This window comes from Kitasatospora sp. NPDC059747, assembly GCF_042732955.1.
In the GTDB taxonomy this organism is placed as follows: Bacteria; Actinomycetota; Actinomycetes; order Streptomycetales; family Streptomycetaceae; genus Kitasatospora.
Map to the genome: position 1 here is coordinate 1 of NZ_JBHWGV010000096.1, position 13,417 is coordinate 13,417.

10 protein-coding genes are annotated in these 13,417 nt (G+C 73.3%); 7 read left to right on the top strand and 3 right to left on the bottom strand.

What is annotated here, in order from left to right; genetic code table 11:
• Window positions 1-483: 483 nt before the first annotated feature.
• Together ACFV4G_RS32230 and ptsP are read left to right on the top strand one after the other, a co-directional pair.
• Window positions 484-933, top strand: coding sequence for a PTS glucose transporter subunit IIA (locus ACFV4G_RS32230; protein ID WP_380445684.1), 450 nt, complete (start codon window positions 484-486; stop codon window positions 931-933).
• 105 nt (window positions 934-1,038) lie between these two features.
• Window positions 1,039-2,709, top strand: a complete 1,671-nt coding sequence (ptsP, locus tag ACFV4G_RS32235; RefSeq protein ID WP_380445685.1) for a phosphoenolpyruvate--protein phosphotransferase — start codon at window positions 1,039-1,041, stop codon at window positions 2,707-2,709.
• 60 nt (window positions 2,710-2,769) lie between these two features.
• On the opposite strand, the gene ACFV4G_RS32240 is transcribed toward ptsP, so the two are convergent.
• The 3 genes from ACFV4G_RS32240 to ACFV4G_RS32250 are packed head-to-tail and all read right to left on the bottom strand — an operon-like array spanning window position 2,770 to window position 6,410.
• A complete protein-coding gene (locus ACFV4G_RS32240; RefSeq protein ID WP_380445686.1) occupies window positions 2,770-4,872 on the bottom strand; it encodes an acetoacetate--CoA ligase in 2,103 nt (700 codons plus the stop codon).
• Window positions 4,873-4,918: 46 nt separating this feature from the next.
• Window positions 4,919-5,467, bottom strand: a complete 549-nt coding sequence (locus ACFV4G_RS32245) for an NUDIX domain-containing protein (protein ID WP_380445687.1) — start codon at window positions 5,465-5,467, stop codon at window positions 4,919-4,921.
• Window positions 5,468-5,501: 34 nt separating this feature from the next.
• Entirely contained in the window at window positions 5,502-6,410 is a 909-nt protein-coding gene (locus tag ACFV4G_RS32250) for an NUDIX domain-containing protein (RefSeq protein ID WP_380445688.1), read from the bottom strand.
• A 253-nt stretch (window positions 6,411-6,663) separates the two neighbouring features.
• Between ACFV4G_RS32250 and mmuM the strand changes: the two genes are divergently transcribed.
• The 5 genes from mmuM to ACFV4G_RS32275 all read left to right on the top strand — a co-directional run bounded on the left by mmuM (window position 6,664) and on the right by ACFV4G_RS32275 (window position 12,954).
• Window positions 6,664-7,590, top strand: a complete 927-nt coding sequence (gene mmuM, locus ACFV4G_RS32255) for a homocysteine S-methyltransferase (protein WP_380445689.1) — start codon at window positions 6,664-6,666, stop codon at window positions 7,588-7,590.
• A gap of 191 nt (window positions 7,591-7,781) precedes the next feature.
• A complete protein-coding gene (locus tag ACFV4G_RS32260; protein ID WP_380445690.1) occupies window positions 7,782-8,546 on the top strand; it encodes an IclR family transcriptional regulator in 765 nt (254 codons plus the stop codon).
• A gap of 285 nt (window positions 8,547-8,831) precedes the next feature.
• Complete coding sequence (locus ACFV4G_RS32265; protein WP_380445691.1) at window positions 8,832-9,560, top strand: MIP/aquaporin family protein; 729 nt, start codon at window positions 8,832-8,834, stop codon at window positions 9,558-9,560.
• Between the two features lie 102 nt (window positions 9,561-9,662).
• The gene (gene glpK, locus ACFV4G_RS32270) at window positions 9,663-11,183 is read left to right on the top strand and encodes a glycerol kinase GlpK (protein WP_380445692.1); all 1,521 of its coding nucleotides are present in this window, start codon (window positions 9,663-9,665) and stop codon (window positions 11,181-11,183) included.
• Window positions 11,184-11,358: 175 nt separating this feature from the next.
• Window positions 11,359-12,954 carry an FAD-dependent oxidoreductase gene (locus ACFV4G_RS32275; RefSeq protein ID WP_380445693.1) on the top strand — a complete coding sequence of 532 codons (1,596 nt, stop codon included), beginning with the start codon at window positions 11,359-11,361 and terminating at the stop codon, window positions 12,952-12,954.
• The last annotated feature ends 463 nt before the right edge of the window (window positions 12,955-13,417 follow it).

Sequence of the window (13,417 nt, forward strand, 5' to 3'; positions counted from 1 at the left end):
TTGAGTTCTCAAGGAACGGACGCTTCCTTCGAGCCGCCTTCCAGCGGGCCCTCCGGGCGCTTCGTTCTTTCGTGTTTCCAGCTTACCAGATGTTTGCCGTGCCGTTTCCGGCGCTTTTCGCATCTGAAATCTGCTGTTAACCGCCGACTTGCGGCGACTCGACCAACCATAGCGGGTCGTCCGCCGGAGCGCGAATCGGGGCGCGCCGGGTGTCACCCGGTCGGAGGCATGATTTGTTGCTCTCGCGAGCATATACAGCAATGGTCCCGATTCGCCAAGATGCCTGTAGAGTGCGGCGCATCGACCAAGAGGACTAGACCACTAGCAGGTCGGTGTGCTGCCGGCCGGCAGAGCGGGCGGGGCGTGAGTCTCCGCCCGGGAATGTCAGCGGATGTCCGAAGTTGACATGATTTAGGCTTCAGTTGATCGTCGCGCCGCTGCTCGCGGCCCTTCGCTGTACTGCGCACTTGGGAGGCACAAACCATGACCACTGTGACGTCGCCGCTGACCGGCCGGGTCGTCGGGCTCGCCAACGTCCCCGACCCGGTGTTCTCCGGTGCGATGGTCGGTCCCGGTACCGCGGTGGACCCGGTACGCGAGCCGACCGAGGCGGTCGCTCCGGTGGATGGTGTCGTCGTCTCCATGCACCCGCACGCGTTCGTCGTCGTGGACGCGGACGGGCACGGTGTGCTGACGCACCTCGGGATCGACACCGTGCAGCTGAACGGCGAGGGCTTCGAACTGCTCGTCAACAAGGGCGACACGGTGACCCGCGGTCAGGCCGTCATCAAGTGGAACCCGGCCGACGTCGAGGCCGCGGGCAAGTCGCCGATCTCGCCGATCGTGGCGCTGGAGGCCGCCCCCGACTCGCTGGGCAACGTGCGCGAGGACGGCGAGACCCAGGCCGGCGACGAGCTGTTCAGCTGGAGCTGACCTCTCCTCTCTATCTTTCCCCACACCCGCCCCGGACGAGATGACGGGGCGGCCCCCACACAGCGGTTCCCGGCGGGGCCGCTCATCTCAGCGGAGACAGGTGACATGACGAAGACGCTGCGCGGCGTGGGTGTGAGCCACGGGGTCGCGATCGGCCAGGTGCGGCACATGGGGACGGCGGTGCTGGAGCCGCAGACCACCCGGATCCCGACCGAGGACGCCCCCCGTGAGCAGGCCCGCGCCCAGGCGGCCGTCGAGGCGGTGGCCGCGGACCTGAACGCCCGCGGCAACCTGGCCGGCGGCGAGGCCCAGGCGGTGCTGGAGGCCCAGGCGCTGATGGCGCAGGACCCGGAGCTGATGGCGGACGTGGCGCGGCGGATCGCCGTGGGCAGCAGCGCCGAGCGCGGTGTCTACGACGCCTTCGCCGCCTACCGCGCGCTGCTCGCGTCGGCCGGGGAGTACCTGGCCGGGCGCGTCGCCGACCTGGACGACGTGCGCAACCGCATCGTCGCCCGGCTGATGGGCGTGCCGATGCCGGGCGTGCCGGACAGCGACGAGCCGTACGTGCTGTTCGCGCGGGACCTGGCTCCGGCCGACACCGCGCTGCTGGACCCGACCCTGGTGCTCGGCTTCGTGACCGAGGAGGGCGGGCCGACCAGCCACAGCGCCATCCTCGCGCGGGCGATGGGCGTGCCGGCCGTGGTCGCGCTGCCGGGGGCGACCGACGTCGCCGAGGGCACCGTGGTGGCCGTGGACGGCAGTTCGGGCGACGTGCTGCTGGAGCCGGCGCAAGAGAAGCAGGACGAGCTGCGGGCCGCAGCCGCCGAGCGCAAGGCCGCGCTGGCCGCGTCCACCGGTCCGGGCCGGACCTCGGACGGGCACCGGGTGCCGCTGCTGGCCAACGTCGGCGGTCCGGCGGACGTGCCGGCCGCGCTGGAGAACGGCGCCGAGGGCGTCGGCCTGTTCCGCACCGAGTTCCTGTTCCTCGACGACTCGGCGCAGGCCCCGAGCGAGGAGAAGCAGGTCGAGGCGTACCGCAAGGTGCTGGAGGCGTTCCCGGAGGGCCGGGTCGTCGTCCGGGCGCTGGACGCGGGCGCGGACAAGCCGCTGGACTTCCTCACCCCGGCCGACGAGCCGAACCCGGCGCTCGGCGTGCGCGGTCTGCGCACCCTGCTGGAGCACCCCGAGGTCATGCGGACGCAGCTGCGCGCGCTGGCCAAGGCCGCCGACGGGCTGCCGGTCCACCTTGAGGTCATGGCCCCGATGGTGGCCGACCGCAAGGACGCCAAGGACTTCGCCGACGCCTGCCGCGAGGCCGGTCTGAACGCCAAGTTCGGCGCGATGGTGGAGATCCCGTCGGCCGCTCTGCGGGCGCGGGCGATCCTCCAGGAGGTCGAGTTCCTGTCGCTCGGCACCAACGACCTCGCGCAGTACACCTTCGCCGCCGACCGTCAGGTGGGCGCGCTGGCCCGGCTGCAGGACCCGTGGCAGCCGGCGCTGCTCGACCTGATCGCCTCGGCCGCCGACGCGGCGCAGGCGGAGGGCAAGGGCTGCGGCGTGTGCGGCGAGGCCGCCGCCGACCCGCTGCTGGCCGTCGTGCTGACCGGCCTGGGCGTCACCAGCCTGTCCATGGGCGCGGCGTCGATCCCGTACGTGCGGTCGACGCTGGCCAAGTACACGCTGGCGCAGTGCCGCCGCGCCGCCGAGGCGGCGCGGGCCACGGACAGCGCCGACGAGGCGCGCGCCGCGGCGCAGCAGGTGCTCTCCGGCGAGTAAGTGGGACGAGCGGTAGGAGAGAAGGGGCGCTCCCGGTCGGGGGCGCCCCTTCGGCGTTCGTCAGGACTGGCGGTCGCGGCGCAGCTGCGCGAAGAAGCGCAGGTGGTCGATGTTGTCGACGGAGCCGGGGTTGACGGCCTGCTCCAGCGGGGTGCCGGAGAGGATGCGCTTCACCGGGACCTCGATGCGCTTGCCGGTGAGGGTGTGCGGCAGGCCCCGGACGGTGATGACCTCGTCGGGGACGTGGCGCGGGGAGAGTTCGGTGCGCAGCGAGGTGCGGATGCGGCCGATGAGGTCGTCGTCGAGTTCGGCGCCGGGGGCGAGGACGACGAACAGCGGCATCCAGTAGCCGCCGTCGGGCTCCTCCAGGCCGATGACGAGGGACTCGGCGATCTCGGGGAGGCGCTCGACGACCTCGTAGATGTCGGAGGAGCCCATCCGGACGCCCTGGCGGTTGAGGGTGGAGTCGGAGCGGCCGTGGATGACGACGGTGCCGCGGGAGGTGACGGTGATCCAGTCGCCGTGGCGCCAGGTGCCGGGGTACACGTCGAAGTAGCTGTCGTGGTACCGGGTGCCCTCGGGGTCGTTCCAGAAGCCGGTGGGCATGGACGGGAGGGGCTTGGTGACGACGAGTTCGCCGACGGCGTCGGTGAGCGGGTGACCCTGGACGTCCCAGGACTCGACGGCGGCGCCGAGGCAGGGGGCCTGGATCTCGCCGAGGTACACGGGCAGGGTGGGGACGCCGCCGACGAAGCAGGAGCAGACGTCGGTGCCGCCGCTGACGGAGGCGAGCCAGACGTCCTCCTTGACCTCGTCGTAGATCCAGCGGAAGCCGTCGGGCGGGAGCGGGGAGCCGGTGGTGCCGATGCAGCGGACGGCGGAGAGGTCGAGGTCGCGGCCGGGGTGCAGGCCGGCCTTGCGGCTGGCGATGACGTAGGCGGCGGAGGTGCCGAGGACGGTGGCGCCGGTGCGGGCGGCGACCGACCACAGGGCGCCGGTGTCGGGGTGGCCGGGGCTGCCGTCGTAGGTGACGATCGTGGCGCCGACGAGGAGGCCGCCGAGCAGGAAGTTCCACATCATCCAGCCGGTGGAGGTGTACCAGAGGAAGCGGTCCTGCGGGGTGAGGTCGAGGTGGAGGCCGACCTGCTTGAGGTGTTCGAGCAGGATGCCGCCCTGGCTCTGGACGATGGCCTTGGGCAGGCCGGTGGTGCCGGAGGAGTAGAGCACCCAGAGCGGGTGGTCGAAGGGGACCGGCTCGAAGACCGGGGCGGTGTCGTCGGCGATCAGGTCCTCCCACTGGAGGGCGCCCTCGGGGGCGGGGGCGCCGAGCAGGGGGACGTGCACGACGGTGTGCAGGCTGGGGAGTTCCCGGCGCAGCTCCGCGACGACGTCGGTGCGGTCGTGGTCCTTGCCGCCGTAGTGGTAGCCGTCGACGGCGAACAGGACGGTGGGCTCGATCTGCTGGAGGCGGTCGAGGACGCTGCGGGCGCCGAAGTCGGGGGCGCAGCTGGTCCAGATCGCGCCGACGGCGGCGGTGGCGAGGAGGGCGACGGCGGCCTGCGGGACGTTGGGCAGGTAGGCGCTGACGCGGTCGCCGGGGCGGACGCCGCGGGCGCGCAGGGCGGCGGCGAGGGAGCCGACCTGGCGGCGCAGTTCGGACCAGGTGAGGACGGCCGGCTGCTCGGTGGTCTCGTCGAGGTGGAGGATCGCGGGGCGGTCGGCGTTCGCCGGGTCGTCGGCGGCGCGCAGGGCCTGCTCGGCGTAGTTGAGGCGGGCGCCGGGGAACCAGCGGGCGCCGGGCATGGCCGGGTCGGCGAGGACGGTCTCGGGGGCCTCGCTGAAGCGGACGTCGAACCACTGCGTCACCGCGGTCCAGAACCGGCCGAGGTCCTCGGTGGACCAGGCGTGCAGGGCGGCGTAGCGCTCGGCGGCCTGCTGGTCGTCGTCGGCCGGGGCGAGCGGGGCGGCCGGGGCGCCGTGGTGTTCGGCGGCCCAGGCCTGGAACGCCACGAGGCTGGTCGCGGCGGCGCGAGCGGGGTTGGGGCGCCAGAGCGGCTGGTCCTGGAGGGGGGTGCTCACGGTGGTGGTCTCCCGGCCGGTGGTGGGGACGGGAGTGCTCGTGGCGGGCCCGTCCGGTTGGGCTGTCGGTGCAGACCATGCCATGTGAGCGGCCGCTGCGCCAGGGTCTGCCGCGGGAGTGGCGGGCTGGTCAGCGGCGGTCGAGTTCGCCGTTGAACCAGGCGCGGGAGACGTTGGTGTGGAAGTCCCAGACGAGCCGGGTGTCGGGGTGGGCGAGCAGCCAGCCGTCGGTCTCGTCGGTGGGGCGCGAGGGCGGGAGGTCGGCGAGGGGGCGGGCGGGGAGCAGGCCGCAGAGGAAGACGAAGCGGCCGTGGGGGTCGGAGGAGGTGGAGACGAGGGTGACGTCGGCGGCGTCGGCGTGGATGCCGGTCTCCTCGCGCAGTTCGCGCACGCAGGCCTGCTGCCAGGTCTCGCCGAAGTCGATGTAGCCGCCGGGGAAGGCGAGTTCGCCGTACCCGGGCTCGATGGTGCGGCGGATGACGACGAGGGCGGGGTCGGCGTCGGGCCGGGTGACGGGCAGGACGGCGACGGCGACGGGCAGCGGGTTGCGGTAGCTGATCTCGGCGCAGCCGGGGCAGGTGCGGGGCCAGTCGCGGGTGCCGGGCGGGTAGGGCGTTCCGCAGAAGTGGCAGTGGGAGAAGGGGCGGTTGACCGTGCTCGTCACGTCGTCGGTGGTCATGTGCGGATGGTAGTCCGGCGCCCGCCGCGGGCGGTCAGCGGATCTCGTCCTCGCGGGCGGGGCGCAGCAGGGCGGGGTGGAGGAGGCGGGCGTCGCCGGCGCGGTAGGTGCGGGCGCGGGGGCCGCCGCGGGCTCCGCCGCGTTCGGTGGTGGTGCCGGTGCTCTCGACGAAGCCGGGGACGGAGAGGACCTTGCGGTGGAAGTTGCCGGGGTGGAGCTTCTCGTCCCAGACGGCCTCGTAGACGGCGCGCAGCTCGGGGATGGTGAAGTCGGGGGGCAGGAAGGCGGTGGCGAGCGGGCTGTACTCGATCTTGGCGCGGGCGCGGTCGAGTCCGTCGGCGAGGATGCGGGCGTGGTCGAAGGCGAGCGCGGTGGGGGGGCGGGGGGCGCCCCCCCCCCCCCCCCCCGGGGGGGGGGGGGGGGCCCCGCCGCCGGTCTCCGGGGGGCCGGCGGGCCCGTGGGCGAGGCCGGCGACCGGGTACCAGGCGGCGGCAGCGGCGTCGGTGCCGGCCTGGGGGTCGGGGAGGTCGGGGGCGAAGGCGAGGTAGGCGACGGAGACGACGTGCATGCGCGGGTCGCGGTGGGGGGCGCCGTAGGTGCCGAGCTGTTCGAGGTGGATGCGGCTGAGCGCGGACTCCAGGTCGGAGCTGCCCACCAGGCCCGTCTCCTCGGCGAGTTCGCGGGCGGCCGCTTCGTCGAGGCCCTCCTCGCCGGCGCGCAGGAAGCCGCCGGGCAGCGCCCAGGAGCCCTGGTAGGGCGGGGCGGCGCGCTCGACGAGCAGGACGTGGAGGCGGCCTTCGCGCAGGGTGAGGGCGACGACGTCGACCGTGACGGCCACCGGGGTGTAGGCGCGCGGGTCGTAGGCGGCGAGCCATTCGCGCTCGGCCTCCGAGCCGGTGTGGTGCGGGCCGGTGTGGTGCGGGCGGGGCTCGTCGGCGGCCATCGTCGGCGTCTCCGTGCTGTCGTCTCGTGCCGGGTGTGCTGTCGTGCCCCGACCTGGCGCCCGCGCTTCGTACCGCGCCAGGGCGTCTTGGGTGCGGCCGCGCTGGGCCGCACGGTCGTTCTGTCGTTCTGTCGTTCTCGGGATGAGCACAACGTAGCGAGTCCGTTCCGGCCCGGCAAACGGTTTTCCGCGCGGGCGAGGGCGCCCGGCTCCTAGGCTGTGACCAGCCATGACCGTTCCCGAGGAGGCCCCCATGCCCGCCACTCCCCCGTCGGACTTCGCCGCCGCGCTGGCGGCCGGCCCCTTGGTCCTGGACGGCGGGATGTCGAACCAGCTGGTGGCGCAGGGACACGACCTGTCGGACGAGCTGTGGTCGGCTCGGCTGCTGGCGGACGCGCCGGAGGCCGTGGTCGAGGCGCACCGGGCGTACTTCGCGGCCGGGGCGGAGGTCGCCATCACCGCGAGCTACCAGGCGAGTTTCGACGGTTTCGGGCGGCACGGGCTCGGCCGTTCGGAGTCGGCGCGGCTGATGGCGCGCAGCGTGGACCTGGCCCGGGAGGCGGCGCGCAGCGAGCCGGGCGGGCGGCGGCGGCGCTGGGTGGCGGCCTCGGTGGGGCCGTACGGCGCGGTGCTCGCGGACGGTTCGGAGTACCGCGGGCGGTACGGGCTGAGCGTCGCGGAGCTGGTGGCGTTCCACCGGCCGCGGCTGGAGGTGCTCGCGACGGCGGGCCCGGACGTGCTGGCGCTGGAGACGGTGCCGGACGCGGACGAGGCGGAGGCGATGCTGGAGGTCGTCCGGGGGCTCGGGGTGCCGGCCTGGCTGTCGTACAGCATCGCGGGCGACCGGACGCGGGCCGGGCAGCCGCTGGCCGAGGCGTTCGCGCTCGCGCGGGACGTCGACGAGGTGGTGGCGGTGGGCGTGAACTGCTGCACGCCGCGGGACGCCGACCTGGCGGTGGCCCTGGCGGCGGAGGTGACGGGGAAGCCGGTGGTGGTGTACCCGAACAGCGGGGAGCACTGGGACCCTGAGATACGGGGCTGGCGCGGGGAGCCGACGTTCCGCTCGGCGCGCGTGCGCGGCTGGCTCGCGGACGGGGCCCGGCTGGTCGGCGGGTGCTGCCGGGTGGGGCCGGACGGGATCGCGGCGCTGGCCGCGGAGGTGGCCGTCCGGCGGGACTGAGGCCGGGACGGGAACGGACCGGGACGGAACCCGGGGCCGGACCCGGAACGGACCCGGGGCCGCGGAGGTTAACAGGCGGCCGAGCGCGGGTTACCGAGGGGGAAGGTGCACGGAGCACCGAACGCCTGGCAAACTCGTCCCGTTATCACTGCGGTCGACAATGTCGACCGCCTGTCAGCGCGGAGGTACCCATGCCCGGCCCGATCCAGTCGCTTTCCCGGGCCGCCGCGATCATGCGCCTGTTGGCCGGCGGCGAGCGCCGCCTGGGCCTGTCCGAGGTCGCGACGGCGCTCGACCTCGCCAAGGGCACCGCACACGGCATCCTGCGCACGCTGCAGCAGGAGGGGTTCGTCGAACAGGACCCGGAGAGCGGCAAGTACCAGCTGGGCGCCGAACTGCTGCGCCTCGGCCAGAGCTACCTGGACGTGCACGAGCTGCGCGCGCGGGCGCTGGTGTGGGCCGACGACCTGGCCCGGGCGGCCGGCGAGACCGTCTACCTCGGGGTGCTGCACCAGCAGGGCGTGCTGATCGTGCACCACGTGTTCCGGCCGGACGACACCAGGCAAGTGCTGGAGGTCGGGTCGATGCAGCCGCTGCACAGCACTGCGCTCGGCAAGGTGCTGGTGGCCTACGACCCGGTCGCGCGCGGGGAGTTGGGCGACGGACCGTACGAGTCGTACACGCTGCGGACGCTGACCGAGGCGAGCGATCTGGACGCGGAGTGCGCGCTGATCCGCGAGCGCGGCTGGGCGGACTCGATCGAGGAGACCTGGGAGGGCGTGGCCTCGATCGGCGCGCTGATCCAGGACCGGCGGCGCAATCCGGTGGGCGCGGTGTGCATCAGCGGGCCGGTGGAGCGGGTGTGCGAGGACGGCTTCGTGCGGCCCTCGCTGGTGGCCTCGGTGCGCAGCGCGGCCCGGGCGATCTCGCGCGATCTGGGCGCCGGCCGGTTCTGAGCACGGGAGTCGAATCGTCACGCTGAGGCGCGGACGGGCGGTGAGCCTGTCCGCGCCTTGGCGTTTTGCCCTGATTCGGGGCACTCCGCTGGGTAACTTCGGGGGACGGGCCGAGGCGAGGGTCACAGCTGCGTAACCCCGCCTTGACGCGGGGCCGACCTGGGGAGGAAGCTTCCGCATGACGGTCGACATTGTCGAACGATGGCCGGGAAGATCACTCCCACAGCGCGCTCACCCGCACAGCGATCACCCGGCCGCCCGCCCCCACCCGCACCTCCGGGCCTCATGGACAAGGGAGTCTTTGTGTCCGCGTTCTCCAACGGCGACGTCTTCGTCGGCGAAACCCTCGGCACCGCCGCCCTGATACTTCTCGGTGGCGGCGTCTGCGCCGCCGTGACCCTCAAGAAGTCGAAGGCCCTCAACGCCGGCTGGCTGGCGATCACCTTCGGCTGGGGCTTCGCGGTCCTCATCGCCGCCTACATGACCGGCCCCAAGTCCGGCGCGCACCTCAACCCGGCCGTCACCATCGCGCTCGCCGTCAAGAGCGGCGACTGGAGCCAGGTGCCGCTCTACCTCGGCTCCCAGCTGCTCGGCGCGATGATCGGCGCCACGCTCGTCTGGCTCACCTACCTCGGCCAGTTCCAGGCCAACGAGGAGCCCACCCTCGGCATCTTCTCGACCGGTCCCGAGATCCGGAACCCCGTCCAGAACCTGATGACCGAGATCATCGGCACCTTCGTGCTCTGCATGGCGATCCTCACCCTCGGCGCCAACGACCTCAAGGGCATGGGCACCCTCATCGTCGCCCTGACCGTCGTCGGCATCGGCCTCTCCCTCGGCGGCCCGACCGGCTACGCGATCAACCCCGCCCGCGACCTCGGCCCGCGCATCATGCACTCCATCCTGCCGATCCCGAACAAGGGCGGCTCGGACTGGTCGTACGCCTGGATCCCGGTCGTCGGCCCGCTCGCCGGCGGCGCGCTGGCCGGCGTGCTCTACAACGCCCTGTTCTAAGCGACGGGTTCGAACCCGCCGAGCACGGGGACTGACCGGACGACCGACCGCGTCAGGCCCACCCACCCCGTCACCCCCCGACCCGAGCCGAGGACCCTCCCCATGACCTCCACTGGCAACTACATCGCCGCGATCGACCAGGGCACCACCTCCAGCCGCTGCATCATCTTCGGCGCCGACGGCCGCATCGTCTCCGTCGACCAGCAGGAGCACCGCCAGATCTTCCCCCAGCCCGGCTACGTCGAGCACGACGCCGCCGAGATCTGGACCCGGGTGCAGTCCGTCGTGCGCGGCGCGCTGGAGAAGGCCGGCCTCACCAAGGACGACATCCGCGCGATCGGCATCACCAACCAGCGCGAGACCACCGTCCTGTGGGACAAGAACACCGGCGAGCCCGTGCACAACGCGCTGGTGTGGCAGGACACCCGCACCGAGGCGCTCTGCCGCGAGCTCGGCCGCAACGTCGGCCAGGACCGCTTCCGCCGCGAGACCGGCCTCCCGCTGGCCAGCTACTTCGCCGGCCCGAAGATCCGCTGGCTGCTGGACAACGTCGAGGGCCTGCGCGAGCGCGCCGAGGCCGGCGACATCCTGTTCGGGACCATGGACACCTGGGTGATCTGGAACCTCACCGGTGGTGTCGACGGCGGCAAGCACGTCACCGACGTCACCAACGCCAGCCGCACCATGCTGATGAACCTCAAGACCCTCGCCTGGGACGAGGCCATCGCCGAGTCCATGGGCGTGCCGATGGCCGTCCTGCCGGAGATCCGCTCCTCCGCCGAGGTCTACGGCGAGGCCGTCGGCGACCTGGCCGGCGTCCCGGTCGCGGCCGCGCTCGGCGACCAGCAGGCCGCGCTGTTCGGCCAGACCTGCTTCAACGAGGGCGAGGCCAAGTCCACCTACGGCACCGGCACCTTCCTGCTGCTCAACACCGGCGAGAAGATCGTCAACTCGTACCACGGCCTGCTGACCACCGTCGGCTACCGGATCGGCGACCAGGCCCCGGTGTACGCCCTGGAAGGCTCGATCGCCGTCACCGGCTCGCTCGTCCAGTGGCTGCGCGACCAGCTCGGCATCATCTCCACCGCCGCCGAGATCGAGACCCTCGCCAACACGGTCGAGGACAACGGCGGCGCCTACTTCGTCCCGGCCTTCTCCGGCCTGTTCGCCCCGTACTGGCGCTCCGACGCCCGCGGTGTGATCGCCGGCCTGACCCGGTACGTCACCAAGGGCCACCTGGCCCGGGCCGTCCTCGAGGCCACCGCATGGCAGACCCGCGAGGTCGTCGACGCCATGCAGAAGGACTCCGGGGTCGAGCTCACCGCCCTCAAGGTCGACGGCGGCATGACCAGCAACAACCTGCTCATGCAGAACATCGCCGACGTCCTGGACGCCCCGGTCGAGCGCCCGTACGTGGCCGAGACCACCGCCCTCGGCGCGGCCTACGCGGCCGGACTCGCCGTCGGCTTCTGGAACGACCTCGACACCCTGCGGGCCAACTGGCACCGCGCCGCCGAGTGGACCCCGCGCATGGACGAGGCCACCCGGGAGCGCGAGTACAAGAAGTGGCTCAAGGCCGTGGAGCGCACCATGGGCTGGGTGGAGGAGGAAGAGGACAACTGACAGACCCGCCGGTCGGGGCCCCGTGCCCCGGCCGGCCGCCCGCTGTTCACGGCAACGGGCGCACCCGTGTTTCACCGGCCCGCCGCACCGGGCCGACCGGCCTCTCCAGCAGGGGCCGCACCGCACCCGAGAGGAGTAACGGCGCAGCCCGACCAGCGCGCCGTACACAACCACCATGGCAACCATCCCGACCCTGGGCGCCGAGCGCACCGCCGGCCGCACCGCCTCCCGCGCCGAGACCCGCGAGCTGCTCGGCAAGGCCACCTACGACCTGCTGGTGATCGGGGGCGGCATCCTCGGCACCGCCGTCGCCTGGACCGCGTCCCAGGCCGGCCTGAAGGTCGCCATGGTCGACGCCGGCGACTTCGCCGGCGCCACCTCCAGTGCCTCCTCCAAGCTCGTCCACGGCGGTCTGCGCTACCTGCAGACCGGCGCGGTCAAGCTGGTCGCGGAGAACCACAAGGAGCGCCGCGCGCTCTCCACCGACGTGGCCCCGCACCTCGTCAACCCGCTGACCTTCTTCGTGCCGGTCTACAAGGGCGGCCCGCACGGCGCGGCCAAGCTCGGCGCCGGCGTGTTCCTGTACTCGGCGCTGTCCGCCTTCCGCGACGGCATGGGCCGCGTCTCCACCGCCGCCCACGCCGCCCAGCAGGTGCCGGCGCTGCGCACCGAGGGCCTGCGCTCGGTGGCCGTCTACGGCGACCACCAGATGAACGACTCGCGCGTCGCCGTGATGACCGTCCGCGCCGCGGTGGACGCCGGCGCCGTCGTGCTCAACCACGCCGAGGTCACCGGCCTGCGCTTCACCGCCGGCCGGGTCACCGGCGCCGAGCTGCGCGACCGCCTCGACGGCAGCGAGTTCGGCGTCAACGCCCGCCTGGTGCTCAACGCCACCGGCCCGTGGGTCGACCACCTGCGCACCATGGAGGACGCCGGCGCCGCGCCGTCGATCCGCCTCTCCAAGGGCGCGCACGTCGTCGTCAAGCGCCGCTCGCCGTGGCGCGCCGCGCTGACCATCCCGATCGACAAGTACCGCGTCTCCTTCGCCATCCCGTGGGAGGACCACGTCCTGCTCGGTACCACCGACGAGGAGTACACGGGCGACCCGAAGGACGTCCGCGCCACCCAGGCCGACATCGACCAGATCATGGGCGAGGCCGCGCACGCCATCCGCGACGAGCACCTCGACCGCGACCTGATCACCTACTCCTTCGCGGGCCTGCGCGTCCTGCCCGGCGGCCCCGGCGACACCGCCGCCGCCAAGCGCGAGACCGTCGTCACCGAGGGCCGCGGCGGCATGCTGTCGGTCTCCGGCGGCAAGTGGACCACCTACCGGCACATCGGCCGCGCCGTGCTGGAGAAGCTGGCCCACGTGCCCGGCACCGGCCTCGCCGAGGACATGTCCCCGATCGCCCCGACCGTCCCGCTGCCGGGCGTCGGCGCGCCGAACGCCGTCGCGCACCGCCTGCTGATCGACCGCGAGCCCGGCTCCCGCATGGAGCCGCTGGTGGCCAAGCACCTCGCCAGCCACTACGGCACCCTGTCCTTCGAGATCGCCCGCATGATCGACGAGAACCCGGAGCTCGGCCGGCCGATCCACGAGGACGGCCCGGACGTGTGGGCCCAGGTCGCCTACGCCGCCGAGAACGAGTGGGCGTACACGGCGGACGACGTGCTGCGCCGCCGCACGACCATGACGGTGCGCGGGCTGGACACGCCGGAGATCCGCGACGAGGTCGAGGCCTTCCTCGCGAAGCGTGGGAGCAAGTAAGCACGGCCTGGCGAAGCGCGCGGGCAAGTAACTGCCCGCTGTCGGCTGGCAGTTCACCGCAGTAATGATTCCGTCCGAGGGGCGGGCACCCGGATCACCCGGTGTGTCCGCCCCTCGGGCGTTCGGGTCACGACTGGACGGCAACGGCGGCGCGGACGACTGGCGCGTACTGATGCGCGGCCGACGTGCTGGCGCGGGCGCTGCCCGAACTCGTGCCCCCGGGCGCCACGGCCGGACAGGCCGCGACGGTGATGCTCGCCGCGCGGGAGGGACTGCCGGCACGGACGGCGGCGGGCGGCGCCGTCGCGGAGGACCTGCTCGACGCGACGGCGGCGGTGCTGTCGGGGGTGCTGGGCTGGACAAAGCCCTGGAACGCGCACAGGGGCGGGGGCCGCGCGCCCGTCGGGGGCCCCCCCCGCCGGGCCCGCCCGCGGCCCCCGACCCCTGGGGTCGACTCAGCGAG